At 70.3% G+C, this 18,821-nt stretch carries 14 protein-coding genes; 6 read left to right on the plus strand and 8 right to left on the minus strand.

All coding sequences use genetic code 11. The annotated features are described in order from the left end of the window. The 8 genes from P1V51_03155 to P1V51_03190 form a co-directional block, all read right to left on the minus strand. Window positions 1-2,579 (minus strand): protein kinase (locus tag P1V51_03155; GenBank protein MDF1562010.1); only part of this gene is annotated, 2,579 nt, incomplete at its 3' end. A 3-nt stretch (window positions 2,580-2,582) separates the two neighbouring features. Further along, window positions 2,583-3,056 carry a hypothetical protein gene (locus tag P1V51_03160; GenBank protein ID MDF1562011.1) on the minus strand — a complete coding sequence of 158 codons (474 nt, stop codon included), beginning with the start codon at window positions 3,054-3,056 and terminating at the stop codon, window positions 2,583-2,585. Then, window positions 3,053-3,586, minus strand: a complete 534-nt coding sequence (locus tag P1V51_03165; protein ID MDF1562012.1) for a biopolymer transporter ExbD — start codon at window positions 3,584-3,586, stop codon at window positions 3,053-3,055. The genes P1V51_03160 and P1V51_03165 overlap by 4 nt, the downstream gene beginning before the upstream one ends. A gap of 2 nt (window positions 3,587-3,588) precedes the next feature. After that, window positions 3,589-4,164, minus strand: a complete 576-nt coding sequence (locus tag P1V51_03170) for a biopolymer transporter ExbD (protein MDF1562013.1) — start codon at window positions 4,162-4,164, stop codon at window positions 3,589-3,591. 27 nt (window positions 4,165-4,191) lie between these two features. Beyond that, on the minus strand, window positions 4,192-4,875 hold the full coding sequence (locus P1V51_03175; protein MDF1562014.1) for a MotA/TolQ/ExbB proton channel family protein: 684 nt from the start codon (window positions 4,873-4,875) through the stop codon (window positions 4,192-4,194). Next, the gene (locus tag P1V51_03180) at window positions 4,872-5,762 is read right to left on the minus strand and encodes a hypothetical protein (protein ID MDF1562015.1); all 891 of its coding nucleotides are present in this window, start codon (window positions 5,760-5,762) and stop codon (window positions 4,872-4,874) included. Before P1V51_03180 ends, P1V51_03175 begins: the two co-directional genes overlap by 4 nt. Further along, complete coding sequence (locus P1V51_03185; GenBank protein ID MDF1562016.1) at window positions 5,759-7,723, minus strand: hypothetical protein; 1,965 nt, start codon at window positions 7,721-7,723, stop codon at window positions 5,759-5,761. The genes P1V51_03180 and P1V51_03185 overlap by 4 nt, the downstream gene beginning before the upstream one ends. Then, the gene (locus P1V51_03190; protein MDF1562017.1) at window positions 7,723-8,271 is read right to left on the minus strand and encodes a hypothetical protein; all 549 of its coding nucleotides are present in this window, start codon (window positions 8,269-8,271) and stop codon (window positions 7,723-7,725) included. Before P1V51_03190 ends, P1V51_03185 begins: the two co-directional genes overlap by 1 nt. Window positions 8,272-8,604: 333 nt before the next feature. On the opposite strand from P1V51_03190, the gene P1V51_03195 reads away from it, so the two are divergent. The 6 genes from P1V51_03195 (at window position 8,605) to P1V51_03220 (ending at window position 18,820) form a co-directional block, all read left to right on the plus strand. Continuing rightward, window positions 8,605-10,830, plus strand: a complete 2,226-nt coding sequence (locus P1V51_03195) for a VWA domain-containing protein (GenBank protein ID MDF1562018.1) — start codon at window positions 8,605-8,607, stop codon at window positions 10,828-10,830. A gap of 7 nt (window positions 10,831-10,837) precedes the next feature. Further along, a complete protein-coding gene (locus tag P1V51_03200) occupies window positions 10,838-13,018 on the plus strand; it encodes a VWA domain-containing protein (protein MDF1562019.1) in 2,181 nt (726 codons plus the stop codon). Then, entirely contained in the window at window positions 12,975-15,062 is a 2,088-nt protein-coding gene (locus P1V51_03205) for a hypothetical protein (protein MDF1562020.1), read from the plus strand. Before P1V51_03200 ends, P1V51_03205 begins: the two co-directional genes overlap by 44 nt. Beyond that, entirely contained in the window at window positions 15,049-16,449 is a 1,401-nt protein-coding gene (locus tag P1V51_03210; protein ID MDF1562021.1) for a hypothetical protein, read from the plus strand. Before P1V51_03205 ends, P1V51_03210 begins: the two co-directional genes overlap by 14 nt. Beyond that, window positions 16,446-16,895 carry a hypothetical protein gene (locus tag P1V51_03215; protein MDF1562022.1) on the plus strand — a complete coding sequence of 150 codons (450 nt, stop codon included), beginning with the start codon at window positions 16,446-16,448 and terminating at the stop codon, window positions 16,893-16,895. The genes P1V51_03210 and P1V51_03215 overlap by 4 nt, the downstream gene beginning before the upstream one ends. Before the next feature lie 149 nt (window positions 16,896-17,044). Continuing rightward, window positions 17,045-18,820 (plus strand): protein kinase, encoded by a 1,776-nt coding sequence (locus P1V51_03220; protein MDF1562023.1) that lies wholly within the window; start codon window positions 17,045-17,047, stop codon window positions 18,818-18,820. Window position 18,821 lies beyond the last annotated feature (1 nt).

Consider the following 18,821-nt stretch of genomic DNA (forward strand, 5'->3'; position numbering starts at 1 on the left):
TTCTTCTTCTTGGGTTTCTTCTTCTTGGGCTTGTCGTCGGACAGCTTGCCCTCGGCGAACTGCTCGGCCAGCTCGGTGTTGGCGACCGGCAGGTAGAAGAGGTCGAGGGTCTGCACCATCACCAGGGCGAAGAAGCCCAGGAAGTGCGCCGCCGCGGCGAGGCCCGCGCAGGTCGCCCAGAGCCGGGTGGCGAAGGCGTCCTTCACCGCCTCGGGCGGCGCCGCCGGGCGGAAGACCCGGATCCGGTAGTGCCCGTCGTCGAGGGCGAGCTCGAGGCGATCGAGGGTGGCGAGATCGACGCTGGCCGGGCCGGCGACCGCGTCACCCTGGCCGAACTCGCCGTGGAAGTGCACCGCGCTGACGCCGGCCGGCACGTTCACGCGGCAGCCGCCCTTCCTCATCTTGGCGAGCGGTTTCCTCTCGGAGGGGTGCTTGAACTTCTTGCCGGCGGTGAGGATCGCGGCGCTCTGGACCACCTCCTGCTGGAGGTGGAGCACCTCGGCCACCGGGCCGCTCTGGGCGTCCACCCGCTCGTCACCGAGGGTGAGGGCGGCGACCTCGCTGCCGCCGACGATCTGCTGCACCGGGAAGTAGGAGGGCTGCCCGACCTCGAGGTCGTCGTCCTCGGGATCGTCCCGGTAGATGTCGATGGCGCTGCCGTCGGGTGGCAGGCCGGAGAGGTCGAGGTCGGTGGCCGCCGGCGGCCGCGGCTGCGGCAGGATCGGCCTCTTGATCTTGGGCTCGGTGCCGGTCCGGGCCTTCTCCTTCTCGATGCGGGCCGCGGCCTTCGCCTGCGCCTTGCGCTCCTTCTCCTCGCGGGCCTTGCGGGCCTTCTCTTCCTTGGCCGCCTGCGCGGCGGCCTTGCGCGCGGCCTTCTCCTCCCGGGCCGCCGTGTCCTCGACCGGGGCGGAGGGGGCGCGCTCGTGGCGCGTCTCGGGCTGCTGCAGGGCGTGGCCGAGCTGGCTGGCGGGATCCGTCGCCATCTCCTCGGCCAGCGGGGGCCGGGCGGCGCCGAGGGGATCCGCGGCGAGCTCGGGCGGCCGGTCGACCACCATGGTGGCGTCCGAGCCGGTGTGGGCCGCGGCGGGGGCCTTGTTGCTCGCGGGGCGCACCCGGAAGGTGAAGCGGCCGGCGGCGACGGTGTCCTCGGGGCCGAGGACCGCGAAGTCCACCCGCTCCCCGTTCACGTCCACCGGACCGCCGGTGGTCGTCAGCATGATCGTGTCACCGTCCCGGTGGAGGACGGCGTGCTTCTCGGCCACCGTCTTGTCGCCGGCGGCGCGCAGGTGCGCGCGAGGCCCCGAGCCCACGACGGCCTCATCGGGGAGCTCGACGGTGCGCATCACCCGGTCGCCGACGAGGATCTCGACGTGGATGCCCTTGGGCGCGATCCCCGGGCCGACGCCGTCGGTGACCACCGGGGCCTTGGTGGTCATGGCCGCCAGCAGCTCCTGAGAGACCTGGACCTGGCGGGTCTCCTCTCCCTCCTCCTCGTCGTCCTCCTCCTCCGGGGCAGCGGGCGCCGGGGCCTCGGCCATCGCGGGCTCGCGCGCCTGGGAGGGGGTGCCCATGTTGAAGACGTAGGAGAGGGAGTCGACGGTCTCGGAGTCGAACTCGGCCTCCCCGCCGCTCTGGATGACCTTCAGCCAGGCCTCGAGGCGATCGGGGAAGAGGCTCTTCATGAAGCGGGCGAGGTGCACCGGCGTGATGGGCGAGCCCTGGCCGTGGAGGAAGCGCTCCAGGGCCATGTGCATCCGGTGGCAGTCCTTGAAGCGATCGCCGGGCTTCTTCTCGAGAGCCCGCATCACGATGGCCTCGAGCTCGGCCGGGACGTTCGCCCGGATCGAGGAGGGCTTCGCCGGCGTGGTCTCGCAGATGGCCTTCACCGTCGCCAGATCGGTCTCGTGCGAGTAGAGCCGCTGGCCGGTGATCATCTCCCAGAGCACGATGCCCAGGGAGAAGATGTCCGAGCGGTGATCGAGGGGCTGCCCGGAGCACTGCTCCGGCGACATGTAGCCGTAGTGGCCCTTGACCATCCCCACCCGCGTCTCGCGGATGTGCGACGCGGCCTTGGCGATGCCGAAGTCGACGATCTTCACCTGCCCCTGGTAGGAGAGCAGGATGTTCGCCGGGGAGAGATCGCGGTGGACGAGGTCGAGGGGCTGGCCCTTGGTGTCGGCCTTGGTGTGGGCGTAGTAGAGCGCCTCACAGGCCTGGGAGATGACCTTGGCGGCGTAGGCCACCGGCATCGCGCTGTGGCCGCGCTCGCCGATCCGCTTCTGGAGGTAGCGCAGGTTCTCGCCCTGGACGAACTCCATGGCGATGAAGAGCGAGGAGTTCATCTTCCCCAGGTCGAAGATCTGCACGATGTTCGGGTGAGAGAGCTGGGCGGCCAGCCTCCCCTCGTCCACGAACATCTGGATGAACTCCTTGTTGGCGAGCAGGTGGGGCAGGATGCGCTTGAGGACGACGAGCTTCTCGAAGCCCTCGAGGCCGCGCTGGCGCGCCAGCCAGATCTCGGCCATGCCGCCAGTGGCGAGGTGCCGGAGCACCTGGTAGCGCTGGGAGGTTCCTGCCACGGTCTACTCTTCCTTGTCCTGCACGTCCTTGCCGAGCACGGGCTCGACGATCTGCTGGAGGTAGCTCTGCCGCATCGAGAGGAGGGGGGGCAGCTTCCGGGGGGCGCGCTGGAAGAGGTAGACCGCGCCGGAGGTGGCGGTCTGTCCCTTCACCAGGCGGGCGTCGAACTCCATGCGGTTGGAGCGGCGCAAGGAGGCGCCCGGGGGAGGGGCCGCGCCGCCGCCCTCTTCGCCCTCGGAGAGGCCGGTGAGGTCGCCCTCACCCGAGTCGAGGATGTCGCTGGCCTCCGCCGGAGCCGCGGCCGGGGGCGCCGCCTCGGGGACGGGATCCGGCTTGGGCGGAGGCTTCTTCTTGCCGGGCCGGCGCGTCTTCTTGCGGCAGCCTGCTGCCACGTCATCGCCGCGGGGCGCGCCGGCCTGGGCGAGGGCCGGCAGGGAGAGCAGGAGGGCCGCGACGATGGAGAGGAGGAGCTTCATTTCTTCATGATCGCCAGCCGGTACTTGGAGAACCCGGCGATGCGGGCCGAGCGCATCACCAGGTAGAGCGTCTGGTAGTCGAGGTTCTTGTCGCCCTGCATCAGGACGATGGTGCCCGCCTCCTCCTCCTCGGTGGCGGGATCCTCCGCCTCCGCCTCGGGGTCGGCGTCCTCTTCCTCGTCGGCGGCCTGGTCGCCGCCCGGGGGGTTCTTCTCGAGGAAGATGGCCTCGAGGACCTCCACCACCGGGTCGATCTGACCGGCCTGGTAGTCCTCGGCCGTGGCCTTGCCCTTCTGCAGGGCGTAGACCTTCTTGTCCTCGACGATGATCGCGTCGGGGGTGATCGACATGTTCACCGCGGGCTTGAAGACGCTCTGCGCCGAGGACTCGGGCAGGGTGAGGTCGGGGTTCAGCTTGAAGTCGTAGTCCTCGGCCTCGAAGCTCACGATCAGGAAGATCAGGATGATCGTGAACATGTCGAGGAGGCTCGTCAGCATCAGGGCCGGCGCCTTCTTCTTCTTGACCTGCATCCTCACGGCGCAGGCTCCTCGGCCGGCTCTTCCGTGCTCGCGCCCTCGGCGTCGGGGTCCGGCCGGATCAGGCGGGAGAAGACGGTGACCGGGAAGAGGGGCTCGTGGACGTCGTCCTTGCCCTCGGCCTTGATGATCCGCTCCCGGGTGACGTCCAGGATGCTCACCAGATCCTGGTAGACGACCGCCTCGGAGGGGAGGACGATCATCGTGTCGCTCTTGGGATAGTTGGTCTTGACGTTCAGCACCGCTGCCTGGATGGCCGGGAGATCGAAGCCATCCTTCCCCCTGGGGAAGGTCCCGCCGAGCGCCTCGAGCTCCTGCTCACTCAGACCACTGGCGGAGGCCGAGAGTTCCACCGAGGCCTCGTCCACCTGCAGGTTCAGGGTGACGATCTCGGTCTTCTCGGGCTCGTTGGTCCCCTCCGGGGTGTGGGTGGGCAGCGAGGTGGGGATCACGCCGATGTGGTAGAAGGCCGCCCCGAGGAGCAGGAAGGGAATGAGGGTCATCATGAGGTTCATGATGGGGATCAGGTTCAGATCCTCGGCCTCTTTCGCCTTGCGGAACTTGGAGAACATTCGCTGAAGGTCTGCTCGTTCGGGTTCCTAGGCCACGCCCCGGTGGCTCTCGGAGGAGCCGCTGGTGGGCGAGGGGGCCTGCATCTCGCGGACGGTGCCGGTGAGGGCGACCATCAGCTGGCTGGCGCCATCCTCCACCTCGAGGACGATCTTCTCGGAGCGCTCCGAGAGGAAGTGGTGGAAGAAGAGGAGGGGCACCGCCACGACGATGCCGAAGGCGGTCGTGTACATGGCCTGGGAGATGCCGTCGGCCAGGGCGGTCTGCCGCTCGGCGGCGCTGGCGGCCGCGACGCTGGCGAAGGCCGCGATGAGGCCGAAGATGGTGCCGAGCAGCCCGAGGAGGGTGGCGGTGTTGGCCAGCAGACCCAGGAGGCCGACGCGCTTCTGCAGGTGGGGCAGGGCGCCGATCATCTCCTTCTCCATCGCTCGCTCGATCTCCTTCTCGCGCCGGTTGGCGCGCAGGAGGCCGGCGCGGACGACGTCCACCACGGGGTGGCGGGTGTTCACCGAGCAGGCGTCCACGGCCTGGCGGAAGCGGCGGGCCTCCACGTGGCCGACCACCGTCGCCATGAAGCGGCGGATGTCCAGCTTGCGCAGGAGGAAGAGGTTGAAGGCGCGCTCCGCGAAGACGGTGGTCCCCAGGATGGAGACGATCAGGATGACGTACATCATCCATCCGCCACGACTCAGGTACTCAAGAATGGTGCTCATGGAGCTCCTTCTCCGGAAATGAGGCCACTGGTGATCCCGACCTCGTTCTCTTCGCTCTGGATGGTCTCGAGGGTCAGCAGGGTACCCGACTCGGGGGCCGTGCGTCTGATCTCGTGACGTTCCACCTTGATTGAGGCTGTATCCGTGTTCAGGGACAGCCAGTCCAACGACCCCGCCGGGATGGCCTGGCATCCATCGTCCACCACCCTGCATATCACGCGATTGCGGGTCGCGGGGTTGGTGGGGTCGGCCGGGTCGTCGGTGGTCAGCTCGATCTGCACCCAGGTCGCGCCCGAGGGGACCCACTCGACGAGCATCTCGGCGCCCAGCGCCTCCCGGGAGGTCGTCAGCCCCTCGAGGGGGGCGGCGGCGGTCACGGCCTCGTCGACCGAGGGGAAGGTGGCCGCGCCGCTGGTGTCGGCCTGCCAGCTGGCCCGCAGCTCCTCGCTGCCCAGGACGCTGGCCTGGGGCGAGGAGGCATAGGCGCCGCTGACCGTGCCCACGTCGAGGGCCCCGCCGGGCAGGCCCTCGATCCGGGCGCCCTGCACGGTGAGGGCCGCGGGGGGGGTGTCGATGACCGGCACGCCCACCACTCGCCAGCAGTTCTCCCCGTCCATGTCCACCGGGGCCGGGGAGCCCTGGTAGGGGGTGAAGTCGAAGACCAGGATCTTCACGGTGCCCGCGGCGCCGCCGCCGATGCGATCGGTGCGCTGCTCGGCGGTGACCACGGCCTCCCTCCCGGGGGCGTCCCCGGGGCCGGCGCCCGGGGGCAGCTCCAGGATCGGCAGGGCGCGATCCAGGCACTCCTCGGGGACCTTGCCGCCGCCGGTGCCGCAGGCCAGGGAGAGGGCCGCCAGGGTCGCGGGCAAGAGGGCGATCCTTCTCATGGCTGGCCTCCCAGGGGTGGCCGCACGAACTCCTCGTCCATCACCGTCACGATCGCATCGGGCGGGTTGCGGAAGTCGGGCGGGATGTACTGAACGGGCAGGTTCGCGATCCGGAAGGGGCCGGGGATGGTGGTGCGATCCTCGGGTGCCTGGGCGAAGTAGATGAAGAGGTCGTTCCAGCCGCCCTCGACCTCGCCGCCGGTGGGCAGGGTCTCCATCAGCTTCACGTTGCGGACCGTGTAGGAGAGGCACTGGCGCTCGCGGAAGATGACCCGCACCGACTCCTGGGTGTCGACCGGTGGAAGCTGCGCCGGATCGGCGCGGATGAGGAGCTTGCGGCCGGCCTCTCCCTGCACGGGGGCGTAGGAGGAGGAGGGCACCTCGACCTCGCCCCCGTTGCCCACGGCGACCGCGGGCCCCGGCCGGGCGTCGAGGGGATCCTGCCAGGTGAGGCTGGGGGCTGCCCCGGCGAAGAAGCGCAGGGTCCCCACGCCGCCGATGCCGTCGGCCGTGCCGTCCGAGATGCCGATGATCTCCACGCCCGTGAGGTAGCGCAGGCGCGAGGCGCTGGGCTCGGAGGAGAAGCCCTCGTCGACGATCTGGTAGCGGTAGCCCTGGGCGAGGTGCCCGGTGGCGTCCGAGCTGCGGGGGTCAGTGTGGGCCGCGACCTCGTCGGCGTTGCTCACTCCGTCGCCGTCGATGTCCCCCACCGCGTCCGGGTTCACGTAGTCGGTGCCGCTCACCAGCTCGAGGCGGTCGGGGAGGGCGTCGCCGTCGGAGTCGACCAGGGAGGGGTCGGTGCCGATCAGGGCCTCGTCACAGTTGGAGAGGCCATCCCGGTCGAGATCCCGCTCGGGGTTCTCGAGAGGGGTGCAGGCCGAGGGGGTGTTGATCGCGAGCGGATCGAAGCCCACCAGGATCTCGACCAGATCGCCGATCCCGTCGCCGTCGCTGTCACGCAGATCGGGAAGGGTGCCCTCGAGCTCCTCGTCGGCGTCGGGCAGGCCGTCGGCGTCCGAGTCGACCACCTGCCCATCCGCGGTGGCGATCGAGTTGGCGTTGGAGACCAGCAGGTGCTTGGCCGAGAGCACCGTGCGCAGGTTCAGCACGTCCAGCCCGGTGAGGGTGAAGGTGTTGGGCGACGCGAAGCGCTGGTAGAGCCCGGAGCCGGCGAAGGCCATCCGGCCCATGCCCCAGCCCACGGTGTCGTTGTCGGAGGAGGCCAGCTCGGCGGCGAGGTGGACCACGTGGAGGCGCAGGCCCGCGGCGCCGGCCCGCTGGACGGCCTCGGACATCTCCACCACGTCCAGCACCTCGAGCTGCGCCTGGCAATTCGGATCCTGAACGTTGCCGCCGGTGATGCAGGCGGTGTCGGTGGGCTGACAGCACTCGGAGCGCATGGTCAGGGGCTGGTGGAGGCCGGCGTTGGCCAGGATGATGACGTACTGGGTGAGGATCCGCTCGCCCGAGGTGACCTCGGCCATGTCCCCCTCGATGAGGGCGCGGGCGGTGCGCAGGCCCTCGCGGTAGCGGCGGCACTGGAAGTTGCCGATGCAGGGCTGGGGCAGCGAGAGCTGGTTGATGGCGTTGAGCAGCTCGCCCGGGTTCCGGGTGAAGTTGCCCTCGAGGGGGGCGAGCTTGCGGCTGGCGCCGGCGTAGCCCACCACCGCCAGCTCGTACTCGGGGTGGGTGAGGGCCGACTGGACGAAGGCCGAGAGCACCTGGATCCGCAGGCTGCCGGGATCGAAGGAGGAGAAGAGGGGGCCGGCGGCCTGATCGACCACCAGCACCACCTTCACCGGGAAGCGGGCCGAGGCCGGATCCTCGGTGCAGACCCGCCCCTGGAGGGTCATGCGATCCGGCTCCGCCGGCGGGCGGAAGCGGTGGTAGAGGTTCGCCTCGGTGCAGGCCGCCAGCGTGGTGAAGAGGCCGAGGGTGGAGAGGAGCGCGAGCCGCCGCATCAGGGCCCCCCGTCCGTGCCGCAGGCGCTGCCGCCGTCGGGGAGGGTGGTGGGATCCCGGGGCTGGAGGGTCTCGCAGACGTTCGGGGTGCCGCCGAACTGGGCGATCTCGCAGAGGCCGGCCACGCAGGTCTGACCGAAGGCGCAGGAGACGCCCAGGCAGTCGGAGGTGAGCGCCACCGTGACGTCGGTGCTGCCGCGGACCGGGAACTCGATCCGGGCCTCCACCCGGGTGACCTCGATCTGATCCCGCAGGCCCTGGACCGTGACCCACATCCTCCCCGCGCCCTCGCGCAGATCGAAGCTCTGCGGCAGGGCCTCGGGATCGAGGGGGCAGCCGCCGTCGGCGGGGAACTCGTAGAGATCGAAGACCCCGGAGTAGGACTCGACGCCGTTCTCGTCGGAGAGGGAGAGGCGCAGGGTGTCGACCTCGGTGGGCACGGCCACGTCGCCGCAGACCTCGACGGAGACCGCCGGCCCCGACAGACACCCCGCTCCCAGAACAATCAGCCCCAGGCCGATCGCGTATGGTCCCCAGAACCTCAGCAAGCCAGGAATTCTACACCAGACCACCGGGGCGCGTTCAATGTAGGGCGTACCCCACACCCCCCGTCGAGAGGCCCGAATTCCCTGAACTCGTTTGATGCCGCGAACCATCGACCCGAGGACGAGGTCCGGCGCCTCCACCCCTCAGCGGTGTGGGGTCAACCACTCACCCACGGGGGCGCGAGGGGTCCGGGAGAGGGCTTCCTGGGCCCCTGGCGGCCGGAAGGTCCCGGGCACGAACCTTGCTGGTCCTTCGCGGGCCGGAGTGCGTCGAGAGGCCGTCGTTCTTAGGATAGGATGAGCGGGAACTGGGGAGGCCAGCGATCAATGCAGCAGATGGACCTTGAGCGAGGGGCTCGAGCCTGGGGAGTCGTCCTGGGAGGACTGGCCCTGCTCGGTCTCCTCGTGCCCTTCGCCGCCGGGCTGGGCTCCTGCACCGACGCGCGCCTGCAGTACGAGCCGGCCGAGGAGCAGGTGGTCTACGACAACCTGCTGAAGGTCGAGGGCTCGATCTGCACCTACCCGGCGGACAACGTCACCTTCCCGGTGAAGATCCTCTTCCTCCTCGACGCCTCGGCCTCCCTGCAGTGCACCGATCCGATGAACATCCGCTACACCGCGCTCAACGAGGTGGTGCAGGGGATGCTGGCCGCGCCCAACGTCCACATCGGCGCGGTGGCCTTCGCCTCCTTCTCCCGGCGCCTGAACTTCACCCAGAACGCGCAGGACATCACCTCCTTCCTCAACGCTCCGGAGAACCAGAACGGCACCGCCACCGACTACCAGGGCGCGCTGGCCACGGCGGTGCAGATGATCGAGCAGGACATGATCGCGGTGGGCGCGGCCGAGCGGGCGCGCAGCCGCTACATCGTGGTGATGGTCTCCGACGGCCTGCCCATGCCCACCTGCCTGCCGGGCTGCGAGGACGACATCCCGAACTGCACCAACGGCGACGACGACGACGGTGACGGGCTGGCCGACGGCGCCGATCCGGACTGCGCCAACATCAACGACAACGTGCTGCACCCCGACAACCTCTCGGGGGTCTGCAACACCGATCCGGCCTTCCGCCGCGACCGCGTCGATCCCGACCTCTTCTACGTCGACATGCAGGGCATCTGCCCGGCCTACAACCAGCCCGAGCAGCTGATGGCCCGCGTCGAGGATCTGATGGCGCTCAAGGACGCCTACTCCTCGGGTGAGCTCTCCCTCCACAGCGTCTTCCTCTTCGCCCCCGAGGCCGTGGTCGCCAGCCGCTGCACCGCGCAGTACGCGCAGCTCCTCGGCGGCGACCGGGACACCGCTGTGGCGATGATGCAGTCCATGTCCGACGCGGGGAACGGCATCTTCCGGGACGTGAACACGACCACCGGAGAGACCGACTTCCTCGAGTTCGACTACACCTCCCTGGAGAGCGTCTACTGGATGACCGAGATGCTGGCCGTGAACCAGCACGCGGTGCCGACGGTCGACGCCATGGTCCCGGACTCGGACATGGACGGCATCCCCGATCTGGTCGAGGACGAGCTGGGCACCAACTGGCTCGAGCCGGACTCGGACGTCGACGCGGCCGGGGTGCCCACCCAGGACGGCTACCGCGACTTCTTCGAGGATCGCTACGACAGCTCCGGCTTCGACCCGGTCGATCCGAACCTGCCCTCCGCGCCCTGCACCGACACCGCCGATCTCGACGGCGACGGGCTCAACGGCTGCGAGGAGAACTTCATGGGCACCGGGCCCCGGCTGCCCGACACCGACGGCGATCGCATCCCCGACGGCATCGAGCTGCGGGCCGGCACCGATCCGCTGCGGGACGACAGCCAGGAGGACCCCGACTTCGACGGCCTCTCGAACCGGGACGAGATCCGCGCCCGGACGATGCCCCTGGTCCCCGACATGGACCGCTATCGGACCTCCTCGATCCGCTACGGCCTGGACGACCTCGGTCAGCACCTGATCCCCAACCTCCTCACCGGCGAGCTCGAGCTGCGGCGCTGCTACGACTTCCGGGTCAGCCGGATCGAGCTGGTGCCCACGCCGCTGCCCAGCGACCGGGGCCTCAACCGGATCCTGATCTACGCCATGCAGGAGCCGGTGCAGCTGGTGGGCGCGCGGCCGATCACCCAGGTCGCCTGCGTCGAGGCCTACTACCAGGGCGAGACCACCAAGGACCCGCCCAGCGGCGTCATCGAGCTGACCCAGGAGTACTGGGACACGGTGGCCTTCGCCTTCCAGGCCCAGTTCGACGCCATCCGGGACGAGTGCGCCACGAACGGCCGCCGCGGCGGCCTCATCAACCGCATGCGCGAGTGCATGCCGGCGAAGATCCAGGTGGGCAAGTACCTCTTCACCCGGGACGAGCTGGAGGATCTGGTCCGCAAGTACGCCGACCCCGACCTCATCATGCGCATCCCGATCACCGCCTCGGACATCTTCGTGGATCTCGAGATCTTCGATCCCGACACCGACTGCCACCGGCCCTGGGAGATCTCCCGGCTGCAGCAGCTCCTCAACGATCTGCGCGACGAGTGCCGGACCTGCCCCGCGGTGACGGGAGGCTAGGGGAGTGATGCGCAAGCGAGCCGCCCGGCATCACGTCCTGCTCCTCCTCGGCCTGCTCGGCTTCGGCCTGGGCTTCGGCTGCGCCCGCTCCACCCTCGAGAAGTGGCCGCCCCGCGAGGACACCCACCGCGACGACAAGCTCGAGATCGACGGCAGCCTCTGCACCCGAGAGCCCGAGAGCCTGATCTTCCCGCTGCGGGTGCTCTTCATCGTCGACGGCTCGGAGTCGATGCGGATCACCGACCCGGTGGATCCGGTCACCCTCCAGACCGGCCGCGAGATGGCGGTGGAGGCGACCTGGCAGGACCTGCTGGACCAGGGCATCGAGGGCGTGCGCATCGGGATCATGCGCTTCTCCGCCCAGGCCCAGAGCTACACGCCGGTGGACTACGACGGCGACACCGTGCCCGACTCCTACTTCACGGTGGACCCCCTGCAGCTCACCTCGGCGACCTCCCAGCTGCAGGACACGGACCGGACCACGAACTACCTCAACGCCCTCTCCGAGGCCTACTTCGAGCTGCGCACCGAGATGCTCCAGGGCGACATCGAGTCGCTGCCCCTCTCGAAGTACGTGGTGATCTTCGTCTCGGACGGCATCCCGGACATCGACGATCAGGAGTCGCGGGAGAACTCCTCCGAGAACATCCTCGAGTCGGTGCTGCAGCTGCGGCGGCTCGCCGAGCTCTTCCACGTCGGCGACTTCTCCTTCCACACCGCCTACCTCTCGGCGGGGCAGGGGCCGGCCCTCGATCAGCCGGCCCAGCAGCTCCTGCGGCAGATGGCCGAGGTCGGCGGCGGCTCCTACCGCTCCTTCCCCAACGGCGAGGAGATCAACTTCCTCCACATCGATCTCTCGATCATCCGGCGGGTCTTCACCCTGCGGACCCTCGCGGTGATCAACGAGATGGCCCTCCTCGATCAGCACCAGAAGCCGGACATCGAGATGCCCCGCTTCGACTCCCTGGCCTACGTGGACCTCGACGGCAGCGGCGAGATGGACTGCGGCGAGCCGCTGGTCGACTCGGACGGCGACGGGCTCGCGGACCACGTCGAGCTGCGCATCGGCTCGGATCCCTTCCTCGCCGACACCGACGACGACGGCCTCTCCGATCGGGTGGAGTGGGACTTCCGGATGTCGGGGCGGGATCCCCTCGATCCCGACGACTCGAAGTGCTTCGTCCCCGAGCCCTGCCGCGACTGCGGGGCCGACGGCTCCTGCCCGGAATCGCCGGGCTACCCGGGTCCGGACGCGGGCGAGGCCCCCTGGTCCTGCGGCGCCGACGGGCTCTGCCCCGCCGACCCCGGCTACCCCGGCCCCGACGCCGGCGAGAACCCCGGCTCCTGCGGGGTGGACGGCCTCTGCCCGCCGGATCCGGGCTACCCCGGCCCCGACTCCGGCGAGGGCGACGGGATCTGCGACTGCCTGCGGGACGGCGACCGCGACGGCGTCTGCGACTGCGTGGGCGACCCCGACCAGGTCTGCATGGACGCCGCCGGCCACGACTGCCTCGACACCGACCTCGACGGCTGGTGCGACTGCCCCGACCTCGACGTGGACGGCCGCTGCGACTGGGAGGACCGCGACGGCGATCGGCTGGGCGACTGCGAGGAGATCTTCTTCGGCTCGGCCAGCAACGGCACCGACTCCGACGCCGACGGGCTGCCCGACACCCTCGAGGTGCGCTTCCGCACCAGCCCGGTGGAGGCGGACGAGGTCGGCGATCTGGACTTCGACCTGACGCCGAACGGGGTCGAGGTCGAGACCGCCACCGATCCCCTCTGCGACGACTCGGCCTTCCGCTCCGAGGCCGCCTACCGGTACCGGATCGAGGAGCTGGGACTGCAGGGCGCGAGCACCTGCTACGACTTCCAGGTCAGCAACATCACCCTGGTCCCCACCCTGCAGAACCCGGCCGCCGACTTCCCCGGGAACGGATGGAACCGGGTGCTCGTCTACGCGGGCGAGGTGGCCTTCGACGATCCCGAGACCTTCGCGGCCTACCGGGTCGCCTGCGTGGAGGCGAGCTACGTCGCCGACGGCGACTACAAGAACCCGCCCTCGGGTCGCATGACGGTCGGCGGCGCCGATCCGGCAGAGGACCTCCTGACCAACCCCGAAGCCTGGAGAGGGAAATTCGTCGATGTGCGCGACTTCGATCCGGACCTGCACTGCCTCCGCCCCTAGGGCGCTCTTCCTGGCGCTGCCCCTCGTCCTGCTCCTCGCGGCTGGCTGCCCGCCGGGGGAGGGCGATCCGGACGGGGGCGGGAGCGACAGCGGGCCCGCGGGCTCCTGCCAGTGGGACGACTCGACCGATCCCGGCTCGGCGGCCGATCTGGCCCTCGCGACCCAGGTCGACGGCTGGCTCTGCCCCATCGAGGACGAGGACTGGTACCGCTTCACCATGGCGCCCGGCGATCACCTGGTCGGCGTGAGCCTCTGCATGGGCGACTGCCAGCCGGACTCCCTCTCTCCGGTGGAGCCCACCTACGCCATCCACACCCGGGAAGCGAGCGGGGTGCCGGGCAACGCCGTGGCGGCGCCGCCGGCCGAGGACGTCGGCGGGAGCCTGGACATCGTCCACTGCATGGCGCCAGGCGACTACTTCCTGGTGGTGCGGGATCAGAACGACGACGCCCAGGACATCCGGCGCCCCTACCACCTCACGGTGACCTCGGCCCCGGATCCCGACGGCAGCGAGCCCAACGACGACGCCGGCGCGGCCACCGCCCTGGCCGCGAACACCCCCGTCAACGGCAACGTCGCCTGCCGCGGCGACAGCGACTGGTACCGGGTCAACGTCCCGGCCGGGAACGTGCTGCGGGTGCAGCTGCAGTCCGAGGTCGCGACCTATCAGCCCACCTTCCGCCTCGAGGACGCCTCCGGCAACGTGGTGGTGACCATCAGCAACCCGGCCGGCGCGCTGCGCGCCACCGAGCTCGATCGCCTGGTGGCCGTCACCCAGCCGGGCGACTGGTACGTGGTGGTGAGCGACGACGATGGCTCCGAGGCCGACCCCGACGTGCCCTACACCCTGACGGTGGGGCTGGTGCCGGACAACGATCCCAACGAGCCCAACAACCACGCCGGGGAGCCCACCGATCTGGCGGCCCAGACCTGCGGCGCGGGCTGGAGCCCGGACATCGTCCTCACCGGCACCTTCGGCGCGGCGGGCGACAACGACTGGTTCCGCATCCCCCTCTCGGGCTGCGCCAACGGCGTGATCGAGGCCGAGGTCGAGCTGAACACCGGCTCCCTCTCCAACGCCGAGGCCTGGGCGCTGCAGGAGGAGGTGCAGGCCGCCGTGAGCCTGATCCGGCCCCACGTCGCCTCGCCCTGCAGCGACCACGCGCAGTGCGTCTCGCTGACCAAGACCTGCGGCGACAACTACGACTGCGCCGGGCTCTTCAACAGCTGCATGCCCGACGGCTTCTGCGCCGGCTCGGGCTCCTGCCTGCGTGACGGCCAGTGCGGGGCCACCGTGATCCAGCGGCAGTACAGCTCGAGCACCCCCGGCACCGGCGCGCCGCCGCCGAACCGCGCGATGATCTCGGCGCCCCTCTTCGGCGACAACTACGTCTACGTGAAGGCCTCGGACTTCCAGGCCAACGGCGCGGCCCCCGACGTCACCTACACCCTGCGCATCCGGGTCCGGCGGGACCCCGACACCCACGAGCCCTCGAACGTCTACACCCACCGGATCGAGCAGGGCGACTCCTCCAGCCTCCAGCTCTCCCGGGCCAGCGGGGTGCCGGTGCACGACTGCACGGTGGGCGACTGCTGCAACTCCGGCAACTGGGTGACCGGCGCGCTCTCCTACGAGATGGATCAGGACTGGTACACCTACCAGCACCCCTGTCCGGCCTCCGACTGCACGCTGCGCTTCGTCTACGACGTCGATCCCGGACCGGCGGACACCTTCGTCGCGATCTACCGGGGCTCAAGCCTCTGGTTCGACCGCCTCATCCCCCTCTCCGGCGGGACCCAGGGCGCGCTGGTCGGCGCCTACGGCGGAGACCAGGCCGGCGACGAGTGCTTCTACGCCTTCCGCAACCACTCCAGCTACGGCATCCAGATCCGCGATCTGCAGAACGACGGCGCCGACTGGAGCTCGGATCAGACCTACCGCTTCTGCATCGAGAAGGTGTCGAACGTCTGTGAAGAACCTCCCTGCAAGATCTGGACGGACCCCAATGATCCAACCATCGATCTCGGCTGTGGCCAGCCGTAGCCTCATCGTCGGCGCCCTGGCGCTTTCCCTCGGACTCGCCGGCTGCGACGGGGGAGGGGACCCGCCCCCCCTCGACGGTGGCGACCTCGACGCGGGGCGCCGGGACGGCAGCCTGCCGACGAACCCCTGGTCCAGCGAGACCATCGACACCGGCAACGTCGGGATGCAGATCTCGGTGGCCGTCGGGCCGGGTGACGTGGGGCGCGTCGCCTACTTCGCCACCCAGGCCTACGACGACGGCGACTGCACCGAGATCCCGGACAACCCGCCGCGGCGCCAGCGCTGGCAGATCCGCTACGCCGAGGAGGGCGCCAGCGGCTGGACGGCCGAGGACGTCCTCGCGCCCCTCTACCTCGGGGTGCCGGTGGGCCTCCAGCTCCACACCGCCCCCGGCGGGACGGCCACCATCGCCACGATGATCGGCGATCCGGTGCCGCTCCTGCTCTTCTGCGGCGCGAACGACGTGGGCATCCTGGAGCGGGGCGGGGGAGGGGGCTGGACCCCCACCACCATCGTCACCTCCAGCGGACAGGCGGCCACCGGGGAGCCCGCCAGCGACTTCGGAGAGGTCGTGGGCTACTGGACCTCCCTGGCCTGGGACTCCGGCGGCCGGATGGGCTTCGCCTACAAGGACGTGCACGCCGGCTCCCTCCAGGGAGACGACTTCAAGCGCGCCGACCTCGAGCTGGCCCTCGGCAACGGCGGCGGCTTCCAGAACATCCCGGTCGACTGGGGCGAGGGCGCCGGCAACTACAACGCCATCACCTTCGACGGCCAGGACCGGCCGGTGATCGCCTACCACGTGCCCACCGAGGGCATCATCACCTCCCGCCACGGGATCTGGGCCACCCGCACCTCCGACGGCGGCGCCACCTGGGAGCGGCTGCAGCTCCACATCGGCGGCACGGCCGAGCGCATCGCGGTGACCAACGACCCCCGCACCGGCGAGCCGATCTTCGCCTACTACTCGGGTGGCGAGGCGCTGCCCTACCTCGCCCGCCTCACCGATCCCACGCAGTTCGAGGACCTGGCCAACGGCTGGGAGAAGGAGCGCCTGGGCGATCCCCGCTTCGACGAGGGCTACTCACCATCGATCGCCTTCGACCCCGAGGGCAACCTCGGCATCGCCTACTACCGCTGCGTCCGGGTGAACCGGGGCGTGGGCAGCTGCAACCCCAACGACGACGCCGTGGTCTTCGCCTGGGACGACGCGGGCACCTGGGTGACCGAGGTGGTCGACGAAGGTGGCGAGGGGCACTGCGGGATGTATCCTTCCCTGGCCTTCGACAGCACCGGGCGGGCCATCATCGGCTACCAGTGCGTGGAACAGGTCGGCGGCGAGTTCGAGTTCCAGACCAAGATCGCAACCCGAGAGCCACTCCTATGATCCGCTCCTTCTCCCTCGTCTCCGGTCTCCTCCTCCTCGCCCTCTCCGGGGTGGCTTGCGGGGGAGGGCCCGACAAGCTCTCGGGTAGTCTGGATGAGTACTACGACCTCAGCTTCGTCGAGACCCGCGCCCGCCTCTTCCCCAGTCAGCTCTCCGTCGAGTGGATCGACGAGGACCGGGAGGTCGTGGTGCGGGCGACGGTGAACGTGAACCAGGTCAGCCTCGAGGGACCGGCGACCGTCGATCTCGCGCTCTACGGTGATCTCTCTGGTCGCTCCGGTGGGACGCCCATCCCCGAGATGGAGTCCGGAACCCTCGTCCTCGATGCCTATGCCCCGGAGGCCGGGGCCGCGGTGGAGGGATCCCTCGATGCCGAGGTCATCGGGCAGCGGGGGAACGCGACCGTCTCGGGTCAGTTCAAGACGATCCTCGACGATCAGCGCTGAGCCGCCCGTCCACGTACACGTACACGTACACGGGTCCTCCAGGGGACCCGGAGTCCGTGTTGGGAGAAATGGAAAGGCCGTGCACGTGGACGTGTACGTGGACGTGTACGAGCAGGGCCGTGAGGCTTCGGGGTAGAATCAAAGGTTGAGTGGAAGCCTCTGCCCCAAACACCCGCCGCGTCGGCCGCTATCAGCTATTGGAGCGCATCCCCGGCGGCGGGATGACCGAGGTCTATCGGGCCCGGGTCGCCGGCGCCTCGGGGCCCGAGCGGCCCCTGGTGCTCAAGATCCTCCCGGCGAAGGCCACCGGCAGCTCCGAGGGTGAGGCCCGCTTCGTCGAGGAGGCGAAGATCGCGCTGGCCCTGACCCACGGGAACATCGTCGCCACCTTCGAGGCCGGAAGGGACGAGGAGGGCCAGCTCTTCCTGGTCATGGAGTACGTCCACGGCTGCTCCCTGCGGGGCCTGCTGGCGAAGCAGGGGCCGCTGCCCCTCGATCCCGTCCTCTTCGTCGCCCGTGAGACGGCCCGGGCCCTGCGCTACACCCACCACTACGTCGAGCCCGGCGGGGAGCCCACGCCCCACGCCCACCTCGACGTGAGCCCCGAGAACGTCCTGCTCTCCCACACCGGACAGGTGAAGCTCACCGACTTCGGCATCGCCCGGGCGGTGGGCGCCGGCCGGACCACGCGGGTCGCCTACGGCAAGGCCGCGTACGTGGCGCCCGAGATCCTCCGGGGCGCCGAGGGAGGCCCCCCCGCGGATCTCTACGGCCTGGGCTGCGTGATCTACGAGATGCTCACCGGCCGCCCCCCGCGCCAGGGGGAGAGCCTGGAGGCGACCCTGGAGCTGGTGCGCTCGGATCACCCCATCGAGCCGCTGGAGGCCCTGGGCTTCGACGCCAACTTGAGCCAGGAGGTGATGACCCTCCTCGCCGCCGACCCCGAGCAGCGCGGCGCCGACGCGGGGGTGGTGGAGGTCGCGCTCACCAGCCTGCTCGCCCGCCGGGCCCACCCCTACACCGAGCCGGAGCTCGCGGCCCTGCTGCGGGAGTGCGGGGTGATCTCGCCGGTGCGCACGGACTCGGCGGCCGCGCGGCTCGCGGCGCAGCTCACCGAGGCCGGGGCGGAGCTCTCGGGGGCCGAGCGGACGGCGGAGCTGCTGGCCCTGGGGACGGTGCCGCTGGAACCCGAGCCCTCGCCCGCCGCGGCCGAGGTCGAGCCGGCCTCCGGGTCACGCGCCCCGGTCGAGGAGCCCGCGGGCACCGCGGGTTCCCGTCGCCGCCTGGTCGGCGGGCTCGCGGTGGTGGGGGCGGTGGTGTTGGGGTTGGTGGCCTGGAACGGGATCGAGGGGGAGCCGGTGGAGACCGTGGAGCCGCCGGAGACGGTGACCGGAACGGCGAGCGGGGCGGGGGAGCCGGTCGCGGATCCGGTCGAGCGCGGGGAGAAGACGGGCACGGGGACGTTGACGGAGACGGGCTCGGGAGAGGGCGCGCCGGTGAAGGAGCCGGTCGGGCCCCGAGAGAGGCCCGGAGCGAAGGGGAAGGTGAAGGAGGCCGTCGAGGCCCTGGGGAAGACGGCGACGGAGACGGGGACGGGGACGGCCGTCGAGACGGGGGCTGAGGCGGAGGCTGAGGCTGAGGCGGAGGCTGAGGCTGAAGCGGAGGCTGAGGCTGAAGCGGAGGCTGAGGCTGTGGCGCTCCCGGTGCCGGAGAAGGCGTGGGTGCCGATCAACGCGTATCCCTATGCCGAGGTCTGGACCGAGGATGGAAAGAAGCTCGGCGACACGCCCCTCCGGAAGGTCGAGCTGTCGGCGGGGAAGCAGCGGCTGCGGCTGGTGAACCGGGAGCTCTCCCTGGAGAGGTGGCTCGAGCTCGACCTCGTCCCCGGTGAGAACCCGGCCGTCGGGGTGCGCCTCGATCGCTGAT

The sequence above is a fragment of the Deltaproteobacteria bacterium genome, assembly GCA_029210625.1.
Taxonomy (GTDB): Bacteria; Myxococcota; Myxococcia; order SLRQ01; family SLRQ01; genus JARGFU01.

Excerpts from the sequence above, each read along its gene's own strand:
- P1V51_03160 (MDF1562011.1), bottom strand. The coding sequence starts at position 3,056 with ATGAAGCTCCTCCTCTCCATCGTCGCGGCCCTCCTGCTCTCCCTGCCG.
- P1V51_03165 (MDF1562012.1), bottom strand. The coding sequence starts at position 3,586 with ATGCAGGTCAAGAAGAAGAAGGCGCCGGCCCTGATGCTGACGAGCCTC.
- P1V51_03170 (MDF1562013.1), bottom strand. The coding sequence starts at position 4,164 with ATGTTCTCCAAGTTCCGCAAGGCGAAAGAGGCCGAGGATCTGAACCTG.
- P1V51_03175 (MDF1562014.1), bottom strand. The coding sequence starts at position 4,875 with ATGAGCACCATTCTTGAGTACCTGAGTCGTGGCGGATGGATGATGTAC.
- P1V51_03180 (MDF1562015.1), bottom strand. The coding sequence starts at position 5,762 with ATGAGAAGGATCGCCCTCTTGCCCGCGACCCTGGCGGCCCTCTCCCTG.
- P1V51_03185 (MDF1562016.1), bottom strand. The coding sequence starts at position 7,723 with ATGCGGCGGCTCGCGCTCCTCTCCACCCTCGGCCTCTTCACCACGCTG.
- P1V51_03195 (MDF1562018.1), top strand. The coding sequence starts at position 8,605 with ATGGACCTTGAGCGAGGGGCTCGAGCCTGGGGAGTCGTCCTGGGAGGA.
- P1V51_03200 (MDF1562019.1), top strand. The coding sequence starts at position 10,838 with ATGCGCAAGCGAGCCGCCCGGCATCACGTCCTGCTCCTCCTCGGCCTG.
- P1V51_03205 (MDF1562020.1), top strand. The coding sequence starts at position 12,975 with ATGTGCGCGACTTCGATCCGGACCTGCACTGCCTCCGCCCCTAGGGCG.
- P1V51_03215 (MDF1562022.1), top strand. The coding sequence starts at position 16,446 with ATGATCCGCTCCTTCTCCCTCGTCTCCGGTCTCCTCCTCCTCGCCCTC.